Annotated in this window: 21 protein-coding genes; 8 read left to right on the forward strand and 13 right to left on the reverse strand. The window is 66.3% G+C overall.

The window, feature by feature from the left end:
- Nucleotides 1-2: 2 nt before the first annotated feature.
- The 8 genes from P5703_RS17835 to P5703_RS17870 all read right to left on the reverse strand — a co-directional run bounded on the left by P5703_RS17835 (nucleotide 3) and on the right by P5703_RS17870 (nucleotide 12,230).
- The gene (locus tag P5703_RS17835; RefSeq protein WP_011912063.1) at nucleotides 3-1,463 is read right to left on the reverse strand and encodes a sodium-dependent transporter; all 1,461 of its coding nucleotides are present in this window, start codon (nucleotides 1,461-1,463) and stop codon (nucleotides 3-5) included.
- 80 nt (nucleotides 1,464-1,543) lie between these two features.
- Nucleotides 1,544-2,203, reverse strand: coding sequence for a maleylacetoacetate isomerase (maiA, locus tag P5703_RS17840; protein WP_014595829.1), 660 nt, complete (start codon nucleotides 2,201-2,203; stop codon nucleotides 1,544-1,546).
- Nucleotides 2,193-3,176 carry a fumarylacetoacetate hydrolase family protein gene (locus P5703_RS17845; protein ID WP_011912061.1) on the reverse strand — a complete coding sequence of 328 codons (984 nt, stop codon included), beginning with the start codon at nucleotides 3,174-3,176 and terminating at the stop codon, nucleotides 2,193-2,195. Before P5703_RS17845 ends, maiA begins: the two co-directional genes overlap by 11 nt.
- Entirely contained in the window at nucleotides 3,176-4,315 is a 1,140-nt protein-coding gene (locus P5703_RS17850) for a homogentisate 1,2-dioxygenase (protein ID WP_011912060.1), read from the reverse strand. Before P5703_RS17850 ends, P5703_RS17845 begins: the two co-directional genes overlap by 1 nt.
- Before the next feature lie 196 nt (nucleotides 4,316-4,511).
- Nucleotides 4,512-5,597 carry a 4-hydroxyphenylpyruvate dioxygenase gene (gene hppD, locus P5703_RS17855; RefSeq protein WP_102832096.1) on the reverse strand — a complete coding sequence of 362 codons (1,086 nt, stop codon included), beginning with the start codon at nucleotides 5,595-5,597 and terminating at the stop codon, nucleotides 4,512-4,514.
- A 410-nt stretch (nucleotides 5,598-6,007) separates the two neighbouring features.
- The gene (locus P5703_RS17860) at nucleotides 6,008-7,417 is read right to left on the reverse strand and encodes a sodium-dependent transporter (RefSeq protein ID WP_049341598.1); all 1,410 of its coding nucleotides are present in this window, start codon (nucleotides 7,415-7,417) and stop codon (nucleotides 6,008-6,010) included.
- A gap of 128 nt (nucleotides 7,418-7,545) precedes the next feature.
- Entirely contained in the window at nucleotides 7,546-8,640 is a 1,095-nt protein-coding gene (locus P5703_RS17865; protein WP_049341596.1) for a Glu/Leu/Phe/Val dehydrogenase dimerization domain-containing protein, read from the reverse strand.
- A 119-nt stretch (nucleotides 8,641-8,759) separates the two neighbouring features.
- The gene (locus P5703_RS17870) at nucleotides 8,760-12,230 is read right to left on the reverse strand and encodes an indolepyruvate ferredoxin oxidoreductase family protein (RefSeq protein ID WP_279641319.1); all 3,471 of its coding nucleotides are present in this window, start codon (nucleotides 12,228-12,230) and stop codon (nucleotides 8,760-8,762) included.
- A gap of 241 nt (nucleotides 12,231-12,471) precedes the next feature.
- Here P5703_RS17870 and P5703_RS17875 point away from each other — a divergent pair, with 241 nt between their 5' ends.
- The gene (locus P5703_RS17875) at nucleotides 12,472-12,942 is read left to right on the forward strand and encodes an Lrp/AsnC family transcriptional regulator (protein WP_014595823.1); all 471 of its coding nucleotides are present in this window, start codon (nucleotides 12,472-12,474) and stop codon (nucleotides 12,940-12,942) included.
- Between the two features lie 31 nt (nucleotides 12,943-12,973).
- Here P5703_RS17875 and P5703_RS17880 read toward each other — a convergent pair whose 3' ends face one another.
- Complete coding sequence (locus P5703_RS17880) at nucleotides 12,974-13,390, reverse strand: DUF192 domain-containing protein (RefSeq protein ID WP_014595822.1); 417 nt, start codon at nucleotides 13,388-13,390, stop codon at nucleotides 12,974-12,976.
- A gap of 111 nt (nucleotides 13,391-13,501) precedes the next feature.
- Between P5703_RS17880 and P5703_RS17885 the strand changes: the two genes are divergently transcribed.
- The 5 genes from P5703_RS17885 (at nucleotide 13,502) to P5703_RS17905 (ending at nucleotide 20,018) form a co-directional block, all read left to right on the forward strand.
- The gene (locus P5703_RS17885) at nucleotides 13,502-14,842 is read left to right on the forward strand and encodes a short-chain fatty acid transporter (protein ID WP_285588586.1); all 1,341 of its coding nucleotides are present in this window, start codon (nucleotides 13,502-13,504) and stop codon (nucleotides 14,840-14,842) included.
- Nucleotides 14,843-15,113: 271 nt separating this feature from the next.
- Nucleotides 15,114-16,505 (forward strand): GntP family permease, encoded by a 1,392-nt coding sequence (locus tag P5703_RS17890; protein ID WP_014595820.1) that lies wholly within the window; start codon nucleotides 15,114-15,116, stop codon nucleotides 16,503-16,505.
- Nucleotides 16,506-16,659: 154 nt separating this feature from the next.
- Nucleotides 16,660-17,430 (forward strand): 3-hydroxybutyrate dehydrogenase, encoded by a 771-nt coding sequence (locus tag P5703_RS17895; protein ID WP_279641321.1) that lies wholly within the window; start codon nucleotides 16,660-16,662, stop codon nucleotides 17,428-17,430.
- Between the two features lie 111 nt (nucleotides 17,431-17,541).
- Nucleotides 17,542-19,122 (forward strand): thymidine phosphorylase family protein, encoded by a 1,581-nt coding sequence (locus P5703_RS17900; protein WP_279641322.1) that lies wholly within the window; start codon nucleotides 17,542-17,544, stop codon nucleotides 19,120-19,122.
- Nucleotides 19,122-20,018, forward strand: a complete 897-nt coding sequence (locus P5703_RS17905; protein ID WP_279641323.1) for a ribose-phosphate pyrophosphokinase — start codon at nucleotides 19,122-19,124, stop codon at nucleotides 20,016-20,018. Before P5703_RS17900 ends, P5703_RS17905 begins: the two co-directional genes overlap by 1 nt.
- A 50-nt stretch (nucleotides 20,019-20,068) precedes the next feature.
- Here the strand turns inward: P5703_RS17905 and P5703_RS17910 are convergent, their stop codons facing one another.
- From P5703_RS17910 to P5703_RS17920, 3 genes are all read right to left on the reverse strand, one after another.
- Nucleotides 20,069-20,851: a DNA-formamidopyrimidine glycosylase family protein gene (locus tag P5703_RS17910; RefSeq protein ID WP_279641324.1), complete on the reverse strand. Its 783-nt coding sequence runs from the start codon at nucleotides 20,849-20,851 to the stop codon at nucleotides 20,069-20,071.
- A 64-nt stretch (nucleotides 20,852-20,915) separates the two neighbouring features.
- Nucleotides 20,916-21,800, reverse strand: coding sequence for an RluA family pseudouridine synthase (locus tag P5703_RS17915; RefSeq protein ID WP_026006528.1), 885 nt, complete (start codon nucleotides 21,798-21,800; stop codon nucleotides 20,916-20,918).
- Nucleotides 21,801-21,950: 150 nt separating this feature from the next.
- Nucleotides 21,951-22,214 carry a PepSY domain-containing protein gene (locus P5703_RS17920; RefSeq protein ID WP_014595814.1) on the reverse strand — a complete coding sequence of 88 codons (264 nt, stop codon included), beginning with the start codon at nucleotides 22,212-22,214 and terminating at the stop codon, nucleotides 21,951-21,953.
- Between the two features lie 212 nt (nucleotides 22,215-22,426).
- Here P5703_RS17920 and P5703_RS17925 point away from each other — a divergent pair, with 212 nt between their 5' ends.
- The gene (locus P5703_RS17925) at nucleotides 22,427-23,206 is read left to right on the forward strand and encodes a DUF899 domain-containing protein (RefSeq protein WP_111481727.1); all 780 of its coding nucleotides are present in this window, start codon (nucleotides 22,427-22,429) and stop codon (nucleotides 23,204-23,206) included.
- Between the two features lies 1 nt (nucleotide 23,207).
- On the opposite strand, the gene P5703_RS17930 is transcribed toward P5703_RS17925, so the two are convergent.
- A complete protein-coding gene (locus P5703_RS17930; protein WP_014595812.1) occupies nucleotides 23,208-23,567 on the reverse strand; it encodes a copper-binding protein in 360 nt (119 codons plus the stop codon).
- Nucleotides 23,568-23,729: 162 nt separating this feature from the next.
- On the opposite strand from P5703_RS17930, the gene P5703_RS17935 reads away from it, so the two are divergent.
- Nucleotides 23,730-24,038: a PepSY domain-containing protein gene (locus P5703_RS17935; protein ID WP_014595811.1), complete on the forward strand. Its 309-nt coding sequence runs from the start codon at nucleotides 23,730-23,732 to the stop codon at nucleotides 24,036-24,038.
- Nucleotides 24,039-24,043: the final 5 nt, after the last annotated feature.

Genomic DNA, 24,043 nt, shown 5'->3' on the forward strand with positions numbered 1-24,043 from the left:
CCTCAGCGCCCGGCCAGCGCCGGCATCACCCGCGGGCGCAACATTTCACCCAGCACCGCCAGCGCACCGATCGCTCCGGCGATCCAGTACCAGCGCTGCAGCGGGTCGAAGCCCAGCCAGCCAAGGGCATGGAGGAAGACCATGAGGATCAGCACCGGGCATACGTAGCGCACCATGAACAGCCACAGCGCGTAGCCCAGCGGCGGCAGGTTCAGCTCGTCGCGCATGATCTCGCTGCGCAGCGCGTAGCCGGCCAGCAGCACGATGAAGATTCCGCCCAGCGGCATCATCCAGCGCGAGGTCAGATAATCCAGCCAGTCGAAGAAGTTCTTGCCCATCGGCGTCCAGCCCGACAGCAGGTTGAACGAGAGCATCGCCAGCATGCTGATCACCAGCAGCACCGCGCCGGAACCGATGGCCGCCTTCATCCGCGAGATGCCGTGCTTCTCGTTGAGGTAGGCGACGGTGGCCTCGATCATGGAGATCGCCGAAGTCAGCGCGGCGATCGAGACCATGGCGAAGAACAGCACGCCGAAGGCGGTACCGAACGGCATCTGCTGGAAGGCCAGCGGCAGGCTCATGAAAATCAGGCCAGGGCCGGCGGTCGGGTCCATGCCGTTGGCGAAGATGATCGGGAAGATCGCCAGGCCCGCCAGCAGCGCCACACAGGTATCGGCGATGGCGACCATGAAGGTGGTGCGGGCGATGGACTGGTCATCCGGAATATACGAGCCGTAGGTGAGGATCGCGCCGGACGCCAGGCTGAGGGTGAAGAACGCGTGGCCGAGCGCGGCCAGCAGCGCCTCGCCGGTGATCTTCGAGGTATCGAAGCTGAACAGGAAAGCGAAGCCCTGATCGAATCCGCCGCTGGTCACTGCGTAGCCCACGAGGATCAGCAGCAGCACGGCCAGGCCCGGCATCATCCAGCGCACGGCGTTTTCGATACCCTTCTGCACGCCCTTGGCGACGATCCACAGGGTCAGCAGCGCAACCAGCAGGCTCCAGCCACCGAGTTCCCAGGGGTTGGCATTGTGCGCCTCGAACACCCCACCGAGCGCCTCGACGCTAGTGGCGGCCAACGAGCCGTCGAGCATCTTCACCGTGTAGGCGAAGGCCCAGCCGGCGACCACGACGTAGAAGCAGAGGATCAGGAAGCCGGCTGTCATGGCCATGCCACCCACTGCCTTCCACAGCAGATTGCCGTTGTTCTCGCGGACCACCCGGCCGATGGCGTCGATCGGGCTGCCACGGCCGCGGCGGCCGATGGCGATCTCGCACATCATCACCGGCACGCCGATGGCGAGGATGCACAGCAGGTACATCAATACGAAGGCACCACCGCCGAATTCGCCGGTGATGTAGGGGAATTTCCAGATGTTGCCCAGGCCCACGGCCGAGCCGGTTGCCGCGAGGATGAAACCCCAGCGCGAGAGCCAGAGGTTCTTCGGTTTTTCACGAGTCATACGTCACCTGTTTGTTGTTATCTGTGACGGGATCGGACCGTCGCGCAGGGCGCGGCGGCGTGCAAGGCGGATTCAGTCTTTCATTGAGCGTCGGGCTGCACCTCCGGCGCGGCCTGCTGGAAGGCCGGAAGCGTCTCGCAGCGTGCGACGATCTCGAGAATGCGTGGATACGCCGCGAGGTCACAGGCAAAACGGCGCGCATTGTATACCTGCGGAACCAGGCACGCCTCCAGGTAACCTGGCCGGTTGGTCAGTGAAAGCTTGTCACCAAAGGTTTCCAGCCCTTGCTCCACCGCCGCCAGTCCCTGCGCGACCCAGTGCCGGTACCAGGCGTTCTTCGCCTCGTCGTCGACGCCCAGTTCGGCACTGAGGTACTGCAGCACGCGCAGGTTGTTCAGCGGATGGATCTCGCAGGCGATGTGCATGGCCAGCGAGCGCACCTGGGCGCGCTCGACCGGATCGGCCGGCAACAGGGCCGGCACCGGAAACACCTCGTCGAGGTACTCCAGGATCGCCAGCGACTGGCTGATGCGCGCGCCACCGTTGGCTTCATCGACCAGCAACGGCACCAGCTGCTGCGGGTTGAGGGCGCGGTAATCGGCCGCACGCTGCTGGCCGCCATCCTTGACCAGATGCACTGGCACCTGCCGATAGGCCAGGCCCTTCAGATTCAGCGCGATGCGCACCCGGTAGGCGGCACTGGAGCGCCAGTAGCCGTAGAGCGTCAGCTCAGTGCTCATAGCGCTCGACCTGCTGATCGATGGCGCCGAAGATGCTCTGCCCGGCGGCATCGAACATCTCGATGCGCACCCGGTCGCCGAACTTGAGGAACGGCGTCTTCGCCTCGCCGTGCTCGATGACCTCGAGCATGCGCTTCTCGGCCAGGCAGGACGAGCCGGCACTGCGATCGTAGTTCGACACCGTGCCCGAGCCGATGATGGTCCCGGCGCCCAGCGGACGGGTGCGCGCGGCGTGGGCTACCAGGGTCGGGAAGTTGAAGGTCATGTCGGTGCCAGCATCTGGCTGGCCGAACAGCTCACCGTTGATATGCGAGACCAGAGGCCGGTGTACCTTGCCGTCGCGCCAGGTTTCGCCCAGCTCGTCCGGCGTCACCGCCACCGGCGAGAAGCTCGACGACGGCTTGCTCTGGTAGAAACCGAAGCCCTTGGCCAGCTCGCCGGGGATCAGGTTGCGCAGCGACACGTCGTTGACCAGCATCAGCAGCTGGATGTGCGCGGCCGCCTCGGCCGGCGTCGCACCCATGGGCACGTCGTCGGTGATCACTGCCAGTTCGCCTTCCAGATCGATGCCCCAGGCCTCGTCGGCCAGACGGATCGGGCTGTGCGGCGGGATAAAGGCATCGGCGCCGCCCTGGTACATCAGCGGATCGTGCCAGAAGGACTCCGGCATCTCGGCGCCACGCGCCTTTCGCACCAGCTCGACGTGATTGACGTAGGCGCTGCCGTCCGCCCAGTGATAGGCACGCGGCAGCGGGCTGTGGCAGGCGGTCTGGTCGAAGGCGAATGCGCCCTCCTCCAGCCCGTCGTTGAGGCGCTGGTAGACCGCTTCCAGCTTCGGCTTGCAGTAGTTCCAGTCATCCAGCGCGGCCTGCAGCGTGGCGGCGATCTGCGGCACTTTCACCGCCTGGGCGAGATCACGGGAGACCACGACGAGCACGCCGTCGCGGCCCTGGTTGAGGGTTGCGAGTTTCATCAGGATTCCTTGCCCGGCGCACGCCAGGAGTTGACGTATTCGGGGACATCGACGGCGGCGGCAGCCTCGCCGACTTCCAGCGCGCGGCGGGTGTCGATCATCACCGCCACCTCGTCGGCAAAGGTCGCCGGGTCGGTGCTGGCCTTCTTCAGTGCCTTCGGGTGCGGCCCGTGGGGGAAGCCGCAGGGGTGGAAGGTCACCATGCCCTGCTCGATGTTGTCGCGGCTGAAGAAGTTGCCGCGGTGGTAGAACAGCACTTCGTCGTAGTCGTCGTTGTTGTGGAAGAACGGCACCTTCAGCGCACCCGGATCGGATTCCACCGGCCGCGGCGTGAAGGTGCAGACCACGAAACCGTTGGCGACGAAGGTGGTGTGCGCCGACGGCGGCAGGTGGTAGCGATGGCTCATCAGCGGGCGGATGTCACGCCAGTTGAGCCGTACCACGGTGTTGTCGCCGTGCCAGCCGACCACGTCCAGCGGGTTGTACGGGTAGGTCACGGTGGTGATCTGATCGCGCCGCTTGATGCGGATCTGCCAGGGATTCTCGTCCTGCTGCGCGCGGAAGGCGTCGTCCAGCCGCGGATGGTCGAGCACCGCGGCGTCGAAGATGGCATGCGGGCCGACCAGGCCTTTTTCCGGCAGCTGGTAGGCGCCGTCGGTGTTCTCGATCAGCAGCATGAACACCGGCTGCGTCGCCTCGATGCGCCAGGCGGTGCCGCGCGGGATCATCAGGTAGTCGCCGTCGCGGAATTCCAGGTGGCCGAAGTCGCAGTAGAAATGCCCGGCGCCCTCGTGGATGAACAGCAGTTCGTCACCGTCACCGTTGCGCACCAGGTGGCGCATGGCGCCGTTGGTCTTCCACAGGCGCAGCTTGACGTCGGCATTGTGCAGCGCCAGCGGCGCCTGCAGCGGGCAGTCGCCTTCGCTGGGGATGTGATTGAAGTTGAAGGCGTGCGGGCGCAGCGGGCCTTCCCAGTCGATCCAGCCGGTCGGCGGATGCTTGTGATGCAGGTGCGAAGCCGGGCCGAAGAAGCCTTCGCGGCCCATTTCGCGCTCGTAAGTGCCCTGCGGAAAATCGCAGTGCGCTTGACGCGAACTTTCACCCTCGCGGATAGGGAAACTGATCCATTTGCGGCTCATGTGCCTCTCCTTCGTGATACCGCGTGATCTGAATGGCGCTGCGGTGGTTGTCGATGCGTAGGGTGGAAGACTGCGAAGCATCTTCCACGCGTCTGAACCGGATCGGACCCATGCGGGCCCGTCGTTCCCGCTATACGCGTGGATGTGCTTCGCGACATCCACCCTACCCACACCCACCCTGGTCCTGGCTCTCGACTTACTCGTCCGCCTTGATCACGCCGCGGCGCAGCTGGTCTTCCTCGATGGATTCGAACAGCGCCTTGAAGTTGCCTTCGCCGAAGCCCTGGTTGCCCTTGCGCTGGATGATCTCGAAGAAGATCGGGCCGATCACCGTGTTGGTGAAGATCTGCAGGAGGATGCCGTCGTCCCCCGGCGCGCCGTCGATCAGCAGGTTCAGCTCGCGCAGCACATCGGTTGGCTCGCCATGGCCAGCGACGCGGGTATCGACCTTCTCGTAGTAGGTGTCCGGGGTGGTCATGAAGTCCACGCCATTGGCACGCAGGCGGCGGACAGTCTCGTAGATATCGTCGGTGGACAGCGCGATGTGCTGGATGCCCTCGCCGTGGTACTCGCGGATGAATTCCTCGATCTGCGACTTGTCGTCGGCCGACTCGTTGATCGGGATGCGGATCTTGCCGCAGGGCGCGGTCATGGCGCGGGAGAACAGGCCGGTCAGCTTGCCTTCGATGTCGAAGTAGCGAATCTCGCGGAAGTTGGCGATGCGCTCGTAGAAACCGGACCAGACATCCATCTGCCCACGCATGACGTTGTGGGTCAGGTGATCGATGCACATCAGGCCGACGGCGTTGTCGTTCGGCGTACGGCCTTCGATGTACTCGAAGTCGACGTCGTAGATGCTCTTGTCGCCGTAGCGGTCGACGAGATACAGCAGCGAGCCGCCGATGCCTTCGACGCAGGGGATGTTCAGCTCGCCGAAGTTGGCGTGGCTGCCGACCAGCTTGGCGCCCTGCGATTCGACGTAGGCAGCGGCCTGCGCGGCGTTCTTCACCCGGAAGGCCATGGCGCAGGCGCTCGGGCCGTGCTTCTCGCCGAACTCGCGTACATGCCCGGTGGGGCTGCCGTTGAGCACGATGTTGATGTCGTGCTGCTGGAACAGCCAGACCTCCTTGGAGCGGTGCTTGGCGGTTTCGGTAAAGCCCATCTGGGTGAACAGCGTGCGCAGCTGCTCGATGCCCTCGGCATTCGGCGCGGTGAATTCGACGAACTCGAAGCCGTCGGTGCCGATGGGGTTATGCTGTTCGATCTTGTTCACGGCGTTCATATCGCCTCCTGATTATTGTTGTGAGGACTGCCGTTGCACGGCTTGGCTGGCCCCATCACACCCCAGGCCAGGGCGGCGAACAATGCTGTTTACGGGCACGGAAAGCGGCTGGCGCCATCCCCGCTGTCAGGTTTTCCTTACAGCGCGTTTTTCGCTGAAAAGCCTGGCTCGGCGGCTTGCCAGGCGTAACGAAAAGCTGACAGCCTGGTGCGACAAGCTGCCGCACATTTCATCTGGCGCAATGGCGTCGCGCATAAAAAAAGGTGGGCTGAAGCCCACCCACCAAGGCCGGCGTCGGCCTCGATGGATGGACCTGAGCCCACCAAAAGGGCTTCCTGAGAAGCCCGCAGCATGCTTGCGGGATGGGCTTCAGCCCACCGGCGCGTTCTGCACGGACGACCGAGGTCGCGCTAGATCAGCCCGAGCAGGTTGAGGAATACCAGCACGATGGCCACCGGCGTGCCGTAGCGCAGCAGCTTCCACCAGGCCTGGAACAGCCCGGCGTTGCGAATGCCGATGGCCTCGCTGACCACGTGACGCTGCAGCACCCAGCCGGTGAACAGCACCGTGCCCAGCCCGCCCAGCGGCATCAACCAATTGGTGGTGAGGTAGTCCAGGGTGTCGAAGAAGGTCTTGCCGAACAGCTGGTAGTCCGCCCAGTGGTTGAACGAGAACACGCTGCCCAGGCTCAGCAGCCAGAGCACCAGGCCGCTGCCCAGCACGGCCTTGGTCCGGCTGATGCGAAAGCGCTCGGTGAGCCAGGCGATGCTCGGCTCCGAGAGCGAAATGGCCGAGGTCAGCGCGGCGATCACCAGCATCACGAAGAACAACCCGCCGACGACCTGCCCCAGCGGCATCTGGCCGAAAGCGATCGGCAGGGTGACGAAGATCAGCCCCGGCCCGGCCCCCGGTTCCAGCGCGTTGCCGAACACCAGCGGGAAGATCGCCAGGCCGGCCAGCAGCGCCACCGCGGTATCGGCCAGCGCCACCAGAATCGAGGTCTTGGCGATTGAGGTGCCTTCCGGCAAATAGGAGCCGTAAACCATCATCGCGCCGCAGCCCAGGCTCAGGGTGAAGAAGGCATGGCCGAGGGCGACCAGCACGCTCTGCGCGGTCAGCTCTGAAAAGTCCGGCACGAAAAGAAACTGCAGCGCCTGGGCGAACTCGCCTTCGATGGCGGCGTAGACCACCAGCACCAGCATCAGCACGAACAGCCCGGGCATCAGAAAGCGCAGCGATCGCTCCAGCCCGCCGCGCACGCCGAAGCCGACGATCAGCATGGTCGCCGCCAGCACCAGCGTGGCACAGACCACCAGGCGCAGCGGGTCCGCCAGCAGCGCGCCGAACAGCGCACCACTGGCCTCCCCGCTGACCCCGGTGAAGCCGCCGCTGAACGTCGCCGGCACATAGGCCAGCGCCCAGCCGGCCACCACCAGATAGAAACTCAGGATGAGAAAGCCGGTCAGCCCTCCGAGCCAGCCCACCACCCGCCAGCGCGAACTGGCCCCGGCCTCGCGCGCCAGCCGCGCCACGGCGCCATCAGGGTTCGCCCGACCACGGCGGCCGATCATCACCTCGGCCATCAGCAGCGGAATGCCGATCAGGAGGATGCAGGCGAGATAGACCAGCACGAAGGCGCCGCCGCCGTTCTGCCCGGTCACGTAGGGGAATTTCCAGATATTGCCCAGGCCCACCGCGGAGCCGGTGGCGGCGAGGAAGAACACCCAGCGGGAGGACCACAGGCCTCGGCTGGCGTTGTCCTGGATGCGTGCGCGCGCGCCGGCGAAGGTGCCGGCCGCGAGGCTGGTTTTATCGGTCATTGCGGATTCCTGCTTGTTGTTTTTGTCAGGGATGGTGCGAACGAACGGAGCGGGCACGGCGCTGGCGATCAGAGCCCGCCGCCCCGCTCAGCGAAGGCCGGCGCGCTCGGGCGACCGGCCATGTGCCGTCATGAAGCCTGCCGCTGCAGCGTCGCGACCTGAGGCGCGCCGCCGGCCTGCAAACGCTCGAGTGCCAGGCGGTCAGCGATCACCGAGGTGCATTCGCCGCTGGCGGCGGCCCGCTCGAAAATCTCGCGCAGCGTGCCGGCGATGGCGTTCACATGGGCATCGATCTGCGCAGCGCTGCCGCCGTTGCGCTGGTAGTAGACGTCGATGATGCCGCCGGCGTTGATTGCGTAGTCCGGCGCGTAGAGCTGGTTGCGCCGCTGCAGTTCGACGCCGATCTCGGCGCTGGCCAGCTGGTTGTTGGCCGCACCGGCGATCACCGGGGCACGCAGCACTTCCAGGGTCTGCTCGTTGAGGATGCCGCCCATGGCGCAGGGCGCGAAGACGTCAACATCGAGACCGTAGATGTCCTGCGGGCGCACCACGTTGGCTCCCAGCTCGTCCATTGCCTGCTTGACGTTGGCATCGAAGATGTCCGCCACCCACAGTTCGGCGCCGGCCGCTTTCAGGTGCCGCGCCAGCCCCAGCCCGACATGGCCGACGCCCTGGATCGCCACCTTCAGCCCGGCCAGCTCGTCGCGACCGAGGCGCTGGCGCACCGCTTCCTTGAGGCCGACGAACACGCCGTAGGCGGTAGACGGCGACGGGTCGCCGCTGGCGACGCTGCCATCGAGCAGGGTGCGCGGCGTGGCGCCGACCACATGGCGGGTGCGCTGAGCAAAGGCCTGCATTTCGGCATCGCCGGTGCCGGAGTCGGCGGCGGTGATGTAGCGCCCGCCAAGGCTGTCGACGAAGTCACCCATGGCGTGCAGCAGCGCCTGGCTCTTGCCGGTATGCGGGTCGCCGATGATCACCGCCTTGCCGCCGCCGAGCTTGAGCCCGGCCAGCGAGGATTTCAGCGTCATCCCGCGCGACAGCCGCAGCACATCGCGCAGGGCCTCGTCGTCACTGGCATAGGGGAACATCCGGCAGCCACCCAGCGCCGGCCCGAGGCGCGTGTCGTGGATGGCGATGATGGCTTTCAGACCCGACGCCTGGTCATGGCAGAAGACCACCTGCTCGTGGCGGTCGAAGTCAGGATGAGCGAAGACGGACATTTGGTTACCTCGTTCTTGTTGGTCTGGTGGCCTGTCACGGACAGGGCCTCGTTAGCGGGTATCGCCTGCGGCGGTGGCCATGCGGGGCGACCGATTTCACCCCGCTAGCGCACTGCGAGCTACGCCGCCGGCTGGAACAGCCGTACGCTCTGCACCTCGTCGCCTTTGGCCAGCTGCTCGCGGAGCAACTTCTCCTGCTGGCGGGCCTTGGCGATGGAACGCTCCTTCACCGGGCCGTAGCCGCGGATCTGTTCCGGCAGCGCGGCGATGGCCACGGCGGTGCGGTAGTTGGTCGGCTTGAGCTGGGCCAGCAGCTCGTCCACGGTCTTCTCGTACTCGCTGATCAACTGGCGTTCGACGCGGCGGTCGTGGCCATAGCCGAACGGGTCCAGGGGCGTGCCACGCAGGAAACGGAACTTGGCCAGCACGCCGAACACATTGAGCATCCACGGCCCCAGCTCGCGCTTGCGCGGCTCGCCGGTAACCGCGTCACGCTTGGCCAGCCAGGCCGGGGCGAGGTGGAACTGCAGCTTGTAGTCGCCCTCGAACTGCGCCTGGAGCTGCTGGCGGAATTCCGGCTCGCTGTAGAGCCGCGCCACCTCGTACTCGTCCTTGTAGGCCAGGAGCTTGAAGTAGTAGCGGGCGACGGCCTTGGACAGCGCCAGATCGTCCGCCGTATCGGCATCGCGCACGCGCTCGACCAACTGGCGATAGCGGCGCGCCAGCCCGGCGTTCTGGTAGCGGGTAAGGAAGTCCACGCGCCACTCGACGATCTCTTCCAGGGTTTTACAGAGTGGTTCGGCAACCTCGACTGGGCGCGCCAGCCCCTCCACGGCCTCGCGTTCGAGCACCGCACGACGGCCCCAGCGGAAGGCCTGCAGATTCAGCTTGGCGGCAACGCCATTGAGTTCGATGGCCTTCTCGATGGCCTCGGCGCTGATCGGCAACAGCCCCTGCTGATAGGCAAAGCCGAGCAGAAACAGGTTGGTGGCGATGCTGTCGCCCAAGAGCCGCGTGGCCAGGCGGGTGGCATCAACGAAGTGGGTCTTCTCGGCGCCGACCGCGTCGCTGATCGCCTGGCGCATGGCCGCGCCGGGCACCTGGGCGTCCGGGTTGCGAGTGAACTCGGCGGTGGCGGACTCGTGGCTGTTCACCACGGCATTGCTGATCTGCTCGTTGAGGCGGGTCAGCGATTCATCACCCGCCGCGACGATCAGGTCGCAGCCCAGCAGCAGGTCGGCTTCACCGGCGGCGATACGCACCGCGTAGATGTCGCTCTGCTTAGCGGCGATGCGCACGTGAGTGGTCACCGGGCCGAATTTCTGCGCCAGGCCGGCCTGGTCGAGCACGGTGCAGCCCTTGCCTTCCAGGTGCGCGGCCATGCCGAGCAGCGCGCCGAGGGTGGTCACGCCGCTGCCGCCAACGCCGGGAATCAGCACATTCCATGGCCGCTCCAGCGACGGATGCTGCGGCTCGGGCAAGGTCGCCGCCTCGATACCGCCAGCCACGGCTTCGGGCTTGCGCAACCCGCCGCCATGCACAGTGACGAAGCTCGGACAGAAGCCCTCGACGCAGGAGTAGTCCTTGTTGCATGCGTTCTGGTCAATCTCGCGCTTGCGGCCCAGCTCGGTTTCCTTCGGCAGCACCGACAGGCAGTTGGACTTCTCGCCGCAGTCACCGCAACCCTCGCACACGGCGGCATTGATGAACACGCGCTTGGCCGGGTCTTCCAGCTTGCCGCGCTTGCGCCGACGACGCTTCTCGGTGGCACAGGTCTGGTCGTAGATGATCACCGAGACGCCCTTGAATTCACGCAGCTCACGCTGCACCGCATCCAGTTCGCGGCGATGGTGGAAGCTGGTGATCGGCGCGAAGGTATCGCGGGTCGGGTACTTGTCCGGCTCGTCGCTGACCAGCGCGATACGCTTGACGCCCTCGTCGGCGATCTGCCGGCTGAGCTGGTCGACGCGCAGCTCGCCGTCGATGGGCTGGCCGCCGGTCATGGCCACGGCATCGTTGTAGAGAATCTTGAAGGTGATGTTGACGCCTGCTGCCACTGCCGCACGCACCGCGAGGCTGCCGGAGTGGAAGTAGGTGCCGTCGCCGAGGTTCTGGAACATGTGCGGGGTGTCGGTGAACGGCGCCTGGCCGATCCAGTTGACGCCCTCGCCGCCCATCTGAGTAAAGGTCTCGGTGCGCCGGTCCATCCACTGCACCATGTAGTGACAGCCGATACCGGCCGAGGCGCGGCTGCCCTCGGGCACCTTGGTGGAGGTGTTGTGCGGGCAGCCGGAGCAGTAGTGCGGCGTGCGCACGGTGCTGTAGCTGCGCGCGGCCAGGGCCTTCTCCTTGGCGGCCAGGAAGGCCAGGCGTGCCTGGATGCTGTCGCTGGTGTAGATCGGCGCGAGGCGCTTGGCGATCACCCGGGCGATCATCGCCGGGGTCAGCTCGGAGAGGTTCGGCAGCAGCGAGTTGCCCTGCTCGTCGAACTCGCCGACCACCCGCGGACGCTTGCTGACGGGCCAGTTGTAGAGCTGTCCGGTGAGCTGGTCCTCGATGATGCTGCGCTTCTCCTCGACCACCAGTATCTCGTCCAGCCCCTGGGCGAACTCGTGCACCGAGACCGGTTCCAGCGGCCAGCTCATGCCAACCTTGAGCACGCGCAGGCCGACCGAGGCGCACAGCGCTTCGTCCAGGCCCAGGTCGTCCAGCGCCTGACGCACGTCGAGATAGGACTTGCCGGTGGTGATGATGCCAAGCCGCGGATTCGGCGAATCGAGCATCACCCGGTTCAGGTTGTTGGCCCGGGCGAAGGCGCGTGCGGCGTAGATCTTGTACAGGTTGAGGCGCTTTTCCTGAGCCAGCGGCGGGTCCGGCCAGCGGATGTGCACGCCGTCCTCGGGCAGCTCGAAATCTTCCGGGATACGCGTCTGCACGCGCAGCGGATCGACTTCCACCACGGCGGAGGAGTCGACGTTCTCGGCGATGGTCTTCAGGGCCACCCAGCAGCCGGAGTAGCGCGACAGCTCCCAGCCGATGATGCCGTAGTCGAGAATTTCCTGAACGTTGGCCGGGTTCAGCACCGGAATCGAGGCGGCAATGAAGGCATGCTCGCTCTGGTGCGGCAGCGTCGAGGATTTGCAGCCGTGGTCGTCACCCGCCAGCAGCAGCACACCGCCCTTGGGCGACACACCTGCCGCATTCGCATGCTTGAACACGTCGCCGGCACGGTCGACGCCCGGCCCCTTGCCGTACCACATGGCGAACACGCCGTCGTACCGGGCGCCGGGGAACAGGTTGGTCTGCTGGCTGCCCCACACCGCGGTGGCGGCCAGCTCTTCGTTGACGCCCGGCTGGAAGTGGATGGCGTGTTGCTTGAGGTAGTCGCGGGCTTCCCAGAGGCTCTTGTCCAGCCCGCCCAGTGGCGAGCCGCGATAGCCGGAGATGAAGCCACCGGTGTTCAAACCACGGGCCTGATCACGCTGATGCTGCAGCATCGGCAAGCGGGTCAGCGCCTGGGTGCCGGTGAGGTACAGATGACCGGTAGCAAGCCGGTACTTGTCGTCCAGACGGATCTCGGCCAGAGACATGGGGCGCTCCTAATTTGTTGTTATCGGAGTCAGGGTGGCGTTGTTCGCTACCCGCCTGACGCAGTCATGGAGAAACCGCACGGTTGTCTCTCCACGCCGGCGATCGGCAGGGGATCACCCCACCGTCGCGTGTCGATTAACAGTCTGGCCGTGACGCGGAGAGATTTTCTTTCTACTTTTGCGGTAGAACAGCGGTTCTGTGCATGACCCTTTCGCAAACAACAACAAAACAGGAACGACCATGCAGTCCACACCTCTGAGCAGCATCGATCGCAAGATCCTCCTGCTGCTGCAGCACAACGCCGATCTGTCAGCTGCGGAAATCGCCGAGAAGGTCGAGCTGTCGCAATCGCCCTGCTGGCGACGCATCCATCGCATGCAGGAGGAAGGGCTGATCGAGCGCAAGGTCGCCCTGCTTAACCCGAAGAAGCTCGGGCTGAACATGACGGTGTTCGTCAACATCAAGCTCTCGGCCCACGGTCGCAGCAACCTCGACGAGTTCGAGCGGGCAGTGGTGGGTTATCCCGAGGTGCTGGAGTGCCACACCATGGCCGGCGAGTCGGATTACCTGCTCAAGGTGGTGGCGCGCGATATCGACAGTTACGAACGCTTCCTGCGTGACCAGCTCCTGCAGCGCCCCCACGTGCAGGAGGCGCACTCGCATATCGCCATGAGCGAAGTGAAGCGGACCACGGAGTTACCGCTGGATTGAGGCGGGACGCGGGTCATTGGGCAGGGTTGGCCTACTCCACCGGAATCCCTGCCAGCCGCGCGCCCCGTCCGATCTCCCGCTCGGCGAACCAGCCCTGGTTCATCTCCAGGGCATAACGCGCGGGCCGCTTCGAACAGCGTATCTCTGTGTTGAACGGCTCCAGGTCGATCACATCGACCAGAAGCCCAGCCTCATCGAAGAACGCCGCCGACAAGGGCAGCGGCGTGTCCTTCATCCACAGGCAGTGGCGGCGCACTTCATCAAAGCGGAACAGCATGCCGCTGTCGACGGCCAGCTCGCGGCGCCCCATCAGCCCGCGCTCGCGCTGGGCGACGGTCTGCGCGTATTCGGCGTGCAGTTCATGCCCCTGGATGCGCAGCCGCAGCGGCTCTTGTGCCTGAGCGGAAGCCACAAACAGCAGCAGTGACAGCAAAAGCGCAACAGGCATCGACCAACCTCCTCTAGCAGAGCGCAGCGGGAACAGCCGGCCGCCGCCGCACTCATAAGCGAAGCGCCGCACCTGCGCGGCGACATAACGACAACAAGGGAGAACCCCACCGTGCTCAACAGAATAACCGCCGCCAGCGTCTACCTGGTGCAACGCTTCCTCCCCTCGCCTTTCGTCTTCGCCATCCTGCTCACGCTGATCGTGCTGATCGCCGCCATGCTCAGCACCGGTCAGGGCCTGCCGGCGATGGCGCAGCACTGGGGCAACGGCTTCTGGAACCTGCTGGCCTTCACCATGCAGATGTCGCTGATCCTGGTCACCGGCCATGCCCTGGCACGCGCGCCGGCAATCAATCGCCTGCTCGACCGCATGGCCCGCATCCCGCAGTCGCCGGGCCAGGCCATCATCCTGGTCACGCTGGTGGCGCTGGCCGGTTCCTGGATCAACTGGGGCTTCGGCCTGGTGATCGGCGCCGTGTTCGCCCGCGCGCTGGCGCGCCAGGTGCGCGGCGTCGACTACCCGCTGCTGGTGGCCTCGGCCTACTCCGGATTCCTGATCTGGCACGGCGGCTTTTCCGGCTCGATCCCGCTGTCGCTGGCCAGCGGCGGGGCCGATCTGGAGAAGATGACCGGCGGCGCGCTGACCGAAGCCATCGGCGTCGGCCAGACGCTGTTCGCGTCCTACAACCTGATCATCATCGCCGTGCTGGTGGTCGGCCTGCCGCTGCTGAACTGGGCCATGCAGCCGAAGACCCCGAAGGTGGTCGACCCGGCGCTGCTGGAGGAACCCCAGCCGAGCGACATCCCGCGGGAAACCGCCACCCAGCGCCTGGACGACAGCCGCATTCTCGGCCTGATCATGGTCGCGCTGGCGGTGCTGTTCTTCTACCGGCACTTCAGCGAGAACGGTTTGGCGCTGAGCCTGAACATCGTGATCTCGATCTTCCTCTTCGCCGGCCTGCTGATGCACGGCACGCCGGAGCGCTACATGCGCGCCATCGAGGAGAGCATTCGCGGCATCGCCGGCATCGTCGTGCAGTTCCCCTTCTACGCCGGGATCATGGGGATGATGGTCGGCGCCAACGCCGCTGGCCTGTCCCTCGGCCGGCAGGTCACCGACACCTTCATCGCCTGGTCGTCGACCGAGAGCTTCCCGGTGCTGGCCTTTCTCAGCGCCGGGCTGGTCAACGTCTTCGTGCCCTCCGGCGGCGGCCAGTGGGCGGTGCAGGGGCCGATCATGCTGCCGGCCGGCGCGGCGCTGGGCGTGGCGCCGGAAGTCACGGCCATGGCGATCGCCTGGGGCGATGCCTGGACCAATATGATCCAGCCGTTCTGGGCCCTGCCGCTGCTGGGCATCGCCGGGCTCGGTGCCCGAGACATCATGGGCTATTGCCTGCTCTGCCTGGTGTTCTCCGGTGTGGTGATCGCCGGCGGGCTCTATTTCCTGACTTGAGGCCGGAGTATTCCGGACGGCGACGCTGTCCGGAATGCTGGACCGCGCTGTCCAGCAGGCAAGACATAATCACCGTCCAACGATCTGGACACTCAAGATAAAGACCATGCAAATCAGCGAGTTGCGTATCTGGCACGGAACTCGCTAAATCACCGTGCGGCCTGTCCGCAGCCGAAACAAGAAAAACAATGCGCCTGCCGTGCAGCAGCGAGTCCCCGAATGCCCTCGGCAGCGTTCGGTCGTGCCGCACGGGGCCAGGAGATCGTCCCCGATGAGCGTCGTCATCGCCCTTGCTGCATTGGCCCTGCTGATGCTCGCCGCCTACCGCGGCTACAGCGTCATTCTGTTCGCTCCCATCGCCGCCATGGGCGCGGTGCTGCTCACCGACCCGTCCGCCGTGGCGCCGGCCTTCACCGGCATCTTCATGGAGAAGATGGTCGGCTTCATCAAGCTGTACTTCCCGGTGTTCCTGCTCGGTGCGGTGTTCGGCAAGCTGATCGAGATGTCGGGTTTTTCGCGCTCCATCGTCGCCGCGGCGATCCGCCTGCTCGGCACCAGCCAGGCAATGCTGGTGATCGTGCTGGTCTGCGCGCTGCTGACCTACGGCGGCGTGTCGCTGTTCGTCGTGGTGTTCGCGGTGTACCCGTTCGCTGCCGAGATGTTCCGCCAGAGCAACATGCCCAAGCGCCTGATCCCGGCGACCATCGCCCTCGGCGCGTTCACCTTCACCATGACGGCCATTCCCGGCACGCCGCAGATCCAGAACATCATCCCCACCACCTTCTTCAATACCAACACCTGGGCCGCACCCTGGCTGGGCCTGATCGGCACGGTCTTCGTGTTCGGCCTGGGCATGCTCTATCTCAAGTGGCAGCTCGGCAAGGCCATTGCCGCCGGCGAAGGCTACGGCACCAACCTGCGCAACGAGCCGGAGACGCCCGCCGACATCGCCCTGCCCAACCCCTGGCTGGCACTGTCGCCGCTGCTGCTGGTGCTGGTCGCCAACCTCCTGTTCACCCGCTGGATTCCCGAGTTCTACGGCACCAGCCACACGCTGCAGCTGCCCGGCATGAGCGCACCGCTGGTCACCGAGGTCGGCAAGCTCACCGCGATCTGGGCGGTGGAGGCCGCGCTGCTGCTGGGCATCGCCCTGGTACTGGCGACCAGCTTCGGCACCCTGCGCGGCAAGCTCGCCGAGGGCAGCCGCACGGCGGTCGGCGGCTCGCTGCTGGCGGCGATGAACACCGCGTCGGAGTTCGGCTTCGGCGCGGTGATCGCCTCGCTGCCGGGCTTCATCGTGGTGGCCGACGCGCTGTCGGCAATTCCCAATCCGCTGATCAACGAGGCCATCACCGTCAACCTGCTGGCCGGCATCACCGGCTCGGCCTCCGGCGGCATGAGCATCGCCCTGGCCGCGATGGCCGACAATTTCGTCGCCGCCGCCAACGCCGCGCAGATACCGCTGGAAGTGCTGCACCGGGTTGCCTCGATGGCCTCCGGCGGGCTCGACACCCTGCCGCACAACGGCGCGGTGATCACGTTGCTGGCAGTCACCGGACTGACCCACCGCGAATCCTACAAGGACATCTTCGCCATCACCCTGATCGCCACCGCCGCGGCCTTCTTCGTGATCGGCGTGTACTACGCTACCGGCATCGTCTGATGGGGCGCGCCCGGCTCGCCGGGCGTTGTGCGCCGCTGTTGCGGGCCGGGCGCTTCCGGCCGGCGGCACGACGAGCGCCGCGCGATCAGCTGTGCCTTCCGACAACAACAAGCAAAGGGCGCCGCGCACGACGGCCGCCACACGGGAGAATCGCATGAACCTCACAGGCAAGACCGCCCTGGTCACCGGCTCCACCAGCGGGATCGGCCTCGGCATCGCGCTGAAGCTGGCCGAAGCCGGCGCCGACCTGATCCTCAACGGTTTCGGCGATGCCTCGGCAGCGCTGGCCGAAGTCGGCCGGCACGGCCACAAGGTCGGCCACCACGGCGCGGACGTGTCCGACCCGGCACAGATCGCCGAGCTGTTCGCCTATGCCGAGCGCGACTACGGCGGCGTCGACATTCTGGTCAACAACGCCGGCATTCAGCATGTCGCGCCGGTGGAGCAGTTCCCGGTGGAGCGCTGGGACGCCATCATCGCCATCAACCTGTCCTCGGCGTTCCACACCACACGCCTGGCCCTGCCCGGCATGCGCGAGCGCAACTGGGGACGAATCATCAACGTCGCCTCGGCCCACGGGCTGGTCGGTTCGGCGCAGAAGTCCGCCTACGTCGCCGCCAAGCACGGCCTGGTCGGGCTGACCAAGGTGGTGGCGCTGGAAACCGCCACCACGCCGATCACCTGCAACGCCATCTGCCCCGGCTGGGTGCTGACCCCACTGGTGCAACAGCAGATCGACGAGCGCGCCCGTCAGGACGGCGATGAACAACGCGCCCGCCACGATCTGCTGGCCGAGAAGCAACCCTCGCTGGATTTCGTCACCCCGGCGCAGCTGGGCGCCCTGGCGCTGTTTCTCTGCAGCGAGGCCGGCGACCAGGTGCGCGGCGCGGCATGGAACATGGATGGCGGCTGGGTGGCGCAATGATCGGGTTTACTGACCTGCGGCAACGCGAGCGGGCATAACCGGCGCGCCTGCTTGGCAAGGGGCCGCGGGCTGAGGCTAGATAGCCATCACCTCCCCAGCGAAACCGCCCGCATGACCAGCATTTCCAGCGACACGCCGCTCAACGGCAAAGCCCCGGTGCACCTGGCGCTGCGCCGGGTCGCCATCGACACCTACCGCGAGAATGTCGCCTATCTGCACCGCGACTGCGCCGCCTGCCGCGCCGAAGGCTTCCAGGCGCTGGCCAAGGTGGAGATACGCGTCAACGGCCGGCGCATCCTCGCCAGCCTCAACCTGGTGGACGACCCGAGCATCGTCGGCTGCGACGAGCTGGGCCTGTCCGAAGATGCCTTCGCCCAGCTCGGCGCCGAAGCCGGTGTACCCGCGGCGATCGCCCAGGCCGAGCCGGCCGCATCGATCCCGGCGCTGCACCGCAAGATCGCCGGTGAGCGCCTGAACCGGGATGACTTCCTGGCGATCATGCGCGACATCGCCGAGCACCGTTACTCGAAGATCGAGCTGACCGCCTTCGTGGTCGCCTGCAACCAGGGCGAGCTGGATCGCGAGGAGGTGTTCTTTCTCACCGACGCGATGATCCGCGTCGGCCGCCGGCTCGACTGGCGCGAGCACCCGGTGGTGGACAAGCACTGCATCGGCGGCATCCCCGGCAACCGCACCTCGATGCTGGTGGTGCCCATCGTCGCCGCCCACGGCATGCTCTGCCCGAAGACCAGCTCGCGGGCCATCACCTCGCCGGCCGGCACCGCCGACACCATGGAAGTGCTGGCCAACGTCGAACTGCCGTTCGAGCGCCTCTGCGAAATGGTCCGCGAGGAACGCGGCTGCCTGGCCTGGGGCGGCAGCAGCGACCTCTCCCCGGCCGATGACGTGCTGATCGCCGTCGAGCGGCCGCTGTCGATCGACTCGCCGGGGCAGATGGTCGCCTCCATCCTGTCGAAGAAGATCGCCGCCGGTTCCACCCATCTGCTGCTGGACATTCCAATCGGACCGACCGCCAAGGTGCGCTCGATGGCCGAGGCGCAGCGCCTGCGCAAGCTGTTCGAGTTCGTGGCCACGCGCCTGGGCCTGACCCTGGACGTGGTCATCACCGACGGTCGCCAGCCGATCGGCAATGGCATCGGCCCGGTACTGGAGGCACGCGACGTGATGCAGGTGCTGCAGAACGACCCGGCGGCGCCCATCGACCTGCGTCAGAAGGCCCTGCGCCTGGCCGGGCGCATGCTCGAGTTCGATCCCGATGTGCGCGGCGGCGACGGTTATGCCATCGCCCGTGACATCCTCGACTCCGGGCGGGCGCTGAAGAAGATGCGCTCGATCATCGCCGCCCAGGGCGGCAAGCCGTTCGATCACAACCATCCGCCGCTGGCACGGCTCAGCTTCGATGTACTGGCCGACTGCGACGCGGTGGTCACCGGCATCGACAACCTGCAGCTGGCACGCATCGCCCGGCTGGCCGGCGCACCCAAGGTGCAGGGCGCCGGCGTGGACATCCTGCGCAAGCTCGGCGAACCGGTGCGGGCCGGCGACTGTCTGTATCGCGTTTACGCGGACTTTCCCGCCGACCTCGCCTTCGCCCGCCAGGCCACCGAACGCGCCAGCGGCGTCAACCTCGGCAGCCCCGAGCAGGTCCCAACCGTATTCGTGGAGTTCTGATGCAAAGCCAGCTGCTGTATTTCGATGACGAGCGCGCCGCCGCCCTGCGCCTGGCCGAAGCCTCCGGCCTGCCCGCCGCCTCAGTCGAGCGCCACCGTTTTCCCGATGACGAGCTGCGCCTGCGCCTGCCGCTGGCCGAAGGCGAAGCGATCGCCGAGCAATTGGTGCTCTACCGCGGCCTCGACCACCCCAACGAAAAGCTGGTCGAGCTGCTGCTGGTGGCCGGCGAAGCGCGCCGCCTGGGCGCCAAGCGACTGATCCTGGTCACGCCCTATCTGGCCTACATGCGCCAGGACATCGCCTTCAACCCGGGCGAGGTGGTCAGCCAGCGGGTGATCGGTCAGCTGCTGGCCGGCCAGTTCGACGGACTGATCACCGTCGACCCGCACCTGCACCGCGTCGCCACCTTGCAGGAGGCGGTGCCGCTGGCCGATGCGGTCACCCTTTGCGCGGCCCCGGCGCTGGCGCGACTGATCGCCGAACGGCATCCCGAGGCGCTGCTGATCGGCCCGGATGCCGAGGCGCTGCAATGGATCGAGGCGGCCGCCGCCGAGCATGGTTTCGAGCATGGCGTGTGCAACAAGCTGCGCCATGGCGACCATCAAGTGGAGATCGCCCTGCCGGACCTGCAGTTCGCCGGGCGCCATGTGGTACTGCTCGATGACGTCGCCAGCTCCGGGCGCACCCTTGCCGAGGCCGCGCAGAAACTGCAGGCCGCTGGCGCCACCTCGGTGGACGTGGCCGTGACCCACGCGCTGTTCGCCGGCGACGCGCTGCAGGTGATCCGCGCCGCCGGTGTCGGGCACGTCTGGAGCACCGACTGCATCGCCCATGAAAGCAACGCCGTGAGCATGGCGCCACAGCTGGCCGAGGCGCTCAGGCCGTTGCTGTATTGAGGCGATAGGAGCCCGACTGCCGCGCCGACAAGGCTGCGCCGTTGTCCGCCCTATCCTTCATCCACCGCGCTCGGCGGGTCGGGGCTGATCTGCGTGGCATCGCCGTAGCGCTTCTGGCAGCGCTCGCAGAAGAACGCCCGGCGCCGGCTGCGCCCCAGTTCTTTGGCCTTCATCAGCGGAATTCGGCAGCGCACGCAGGTGGTCTTGCCGTGCGCCAGCCAGTTGGCCTTGAGCACGCCGGCCCGCTTCCACTCGAGAAACTGGAAGCTGTAGGTGCGCGCCTCGCGCACCAGCTCGCGTAGCTTGGCTGGCGGCAGTTCGCCGATCAGCGACAGCGGGTGCAGGCGGATGCGATAGAGCACCTCGTTCTTGATGATATTGCCGGAGCCGGCGAACAGCGTCTGGTCCAGCAGCGCATCACAGGCCAGTAGCCGCGGGCGTTCGCGCAGGCGTTTGAGCGTGCCGCGCGGACTCCAGGCGTCGCTCATCAGGTCCATGCTCCAGTCGTACGTCGCATCCAGCGGCCCTTCGATCAACTGCACCGAGCAGGCGTAGAAGTTCAGCTCGCCGTTGGCAAATCCCAGGCTCAGCCGTGCGACGGCGTCCTTGCGCTCGTTGATGCGATAGCTGCCGAACAGCAGCAGGTGGATGCGCACGGAGACATCCTCCAGCTCGATCAGCAGATGCTTGCCCCAGCTGCGGAATTCACGCACCACCTGGCCGGTCAGCCGTGCCTTGTCGACCTTGGCACTGCCTTCGGCGCGCTCGATACGTTGACCGGCGAACGCCGCGACTTCCTCGCGGAGAATGACGATGGATGGACCTTCGGGCATGGATGCACCAGCTGATCTGCCTTTCTCGATCAGACTCGCCCGTGCGGCGAAGGTGCGTAGCGCGCTACCAGGCCAGCTGCAGCCTGCTCTCGAACTCGCGCGGTTCACCACTCAGCGGATCGCGGAAGCGCAAGCCGCGCGCCAGGAGCTTGAGCGGGCGGCTGTAATCGTCCTGGTCGCGCTCCTCGCGCGGCAGCAGCTGCGGGTAGAAGGGATCGTTGCAGATGCCGGCGCCGAGGGTCGCCATATGCAGACGCAGCTGGTGCTTGCGCCCGGTGATCGGCGTCAGGGCGTAGCGCCAGAGGTGGTCGCGGCGCTCGAGCACCTCGATCAGCGTTTCGCTGTTCGGCTCGCCGTCGCCTTCGCGCATCAGGAAGAACGGCTCGCCCGGCACCATGCACAGCTGCCGGCGCAGGGGAAACTCGAGCCCGGGCAGTGCCGGGCAGATCGCCTCGTAGCGCTTGGCGATCCGCCGCTCGCGGAACAACGCCTGGTAGGCGTCGCGGCTCTCGCGGTTGGCCGAGAACAGCACCAGCCCGGCGGTGAGGCGATCGATACGATGAATCGGCACCAGATCGGCGTTACCCAGCCGTTTGCTGAGCCGCGCCAGCAGGGTTTCGTTGACGTATTCGCCAGCCGGCATCACCGAGAGAAAGTGCGGCTTGTCCGCCACCACCAGATGCTCGTCGACGTGCAGGATGCGCTCTTCGAACGGCACCGGCGTCTCGTTGGGTACCTCGCGGAAATAATGCACGCGCATGCCGACCCGGTACGGCCGGGCCGCGTCGATCGGCTGCATGTCGGCATCCAGCACCCGGCCGCGGGCCATGCGATCGAGCCAGGTGGCGCGGTCGATTGCCGGAAAGCGCTCGCACAGGCAGTCGAGCACCGTAGGCCAGTCGCCTTGGGGCAGATGCAGGGTGCTGGGACGGGAATCGGAGGGGGGCATCGGATCGGGTGCACAACGACAGGAGCGTCGATGATACCCGCTCTGCCGGCGGCTGCCTCCTGCGGGAAGCGCCGCGGCAGACGAGAGACGAGTCCACGACCCGGACGGCCGATGAACCCGGCGCGGCGTTTCGGCCGCGCGGCATACGTATCAGTCTTCCTTGTCCTTGGTCACCTCGCCGGTGCGGCCGTCGATCTTGAACTCGTACTTCTTGCCGTCCTGCTTCATGCCCTCGCCTTCCCAGCCGTCGCCATCGGCTTCGATGCCGTGCAGCTCGGTGTAGCCGGCGGCCTTGGCCTTTTCCACGGCCTGCTCGAGGGTGATCCAGTCGGCGCCGGGCTTGTCGGCGGCGAAGGCGGCACCGGAACCCAGGATGGCAACAGCGAACGCGGCGGTCAGTGTCTTGTTGTACATCTCGTTTTTCCTTCTGCGAACGGGATCGTATCGGGCCTTTGGTGCTGGCCCCTGCCTGAAATACGAGCCCAACGGCGGCCGCTAAGTTCAACCGCCGCGGTGTGCATTCGCCGGCTCGTTGTCGATTCCGGCAGGTGCCAGACGACTCCTTCACAGGGGCATCGCTGCGCGACGCGGGCCCTGCCACCGATCCATGCACGGAGGTTTTTGCCATGACAACGCACAAGGTCGTATCCAACCAGGACTGGCTCGCCGCCCACAGCGCTCATCTGCGCGAGGAGAAGCAGCTCACCCGCCAACGCGACGCACTCTTCGAGAAGCGCCGGCAATTGCCCTGGCGGCGCATCGGCCAGGATTACCGCTTTCACGATGCTGGCGGCACGGTTCGCCTGAGCGAGCTGTTCGAGGGCCGCAGCCAGCTGGTGATCAAGCACTGCATGTTCGGCCCGGACTGGAGCGAGGGTTGCGTGGGCTGCTCCTTCGAGGCCGATCACATCGGCGGCGCGCTGCTGCACCTGCTGCATCATGACGTCAGCTTCGCCGCCATCTCCCGCGCGCCATTCGAGCGGCTGGAGGCGTTCCGCCGTCGTATGGGCTGGCAGTTCCGCTGGCTGTCGTCGGCCGGCAGTTCGTTCAACCGCGACTTTCACGTCTCCTTCGATGACGAGGACATCGTCGAGGGCAAGGTTTTCTACAACTACGCTTGGCAGTCCTTCGTCAGCGAGGAGCTGTCGGGTTTCAGCGTCTTCTACCGGGACACACAGGGCGAGATCTTCCACACCTTTTCGGCCTTTGGTCGCGGCGCGGAAGAGCTGCTCGGCACCTACGTGCTGCTGGACATGACGCCGAACGGCCGCAACGAGACCGGTCCGCGACACGACCTTACCGACTGGGTCCGTCTGCATGACCGCTACGACAGCGATGATCGCGTCGCCGCTGACGGGCGAACGGAGCCGGCCGCCGGCTGCTGCCACGAGCAGACGCGGCGCTGAGCTAACGTCGCCGGATGCTGACGATCTGCGGGTCCATCTCGCCGTCGGTGAAGCGAAACTCTACCGCATCGCCCACACCCAGCCCCTGCAGCTGAGCAGCGCTGGCCTTGAACGGCATCACCATCGCCGGCCACTTCAGCTCCGGTATCGCCTCGTGGGCGATGGTGACGCTGCCCTGGTGTCGGTCCAGCTCGCGGATCACGCCCTGGGCCTGGTGAGTGGTGGCGGCTTCCAGACCGTCACCGGGCAGAACATCGTCCACCGCTGGCGCAGCCGTGGAGGGCTTGAGCAGGTCTTCTGCCAAGGCGTGGCCGCTGCTCAGCCAGAGCGCAGCCAACAGCGCGAACGACAGAGGTTTCATGGCGCTACCCGTCATCTGATGAACCACTGCAAGCGTAGTCGCCGGGGCGCTCGGCGCCCTCGCTCGAATGGTGCATTCGTAGCCGGCGGGCGACATTCAGTTTCGTGTAAGCCAGCCCTCGTAACCTGTGAATCGTCGAAACCAACCACAGGAATCAACACCATGAAAACACTGACTACCCTGCTGACCGCCGCCACCCTCGCCCTTGGTGCCAACCTGGCGCTGGCCAAGGACATCGGCCCGGATGAAGCCCTGCGCCTGCGTGACGCCGGCACCATCCAGTCGTTCGAGAAACTCAACGAAGCGGCCCTGGCCAAGCACCCCGGCGCCACCATCGAGGAGTCCGAACTGGAAGAAGAGTACGGCCGCTACGTCTATCAGCTTGAACTGCGCGACGACAAAGGTGTGCAATGGGATCTGGAGCTCGACGCCAAGACCGGCGAAGTGCTGAAGGATCAACAGGACGACTAAAGGCC

It is taken from the genome of Stutzerimonas sp. FeSN7, assembly GCF_030263795.1.
GTDB classification, from domain to species: domain Bacteria; phylum Pseudomonadota; class Gammaproteobacteria; order Pseudomonadales; family Pseudomonadaceae; genus Stutzerimonas; species Stutzerimonas stutzeri.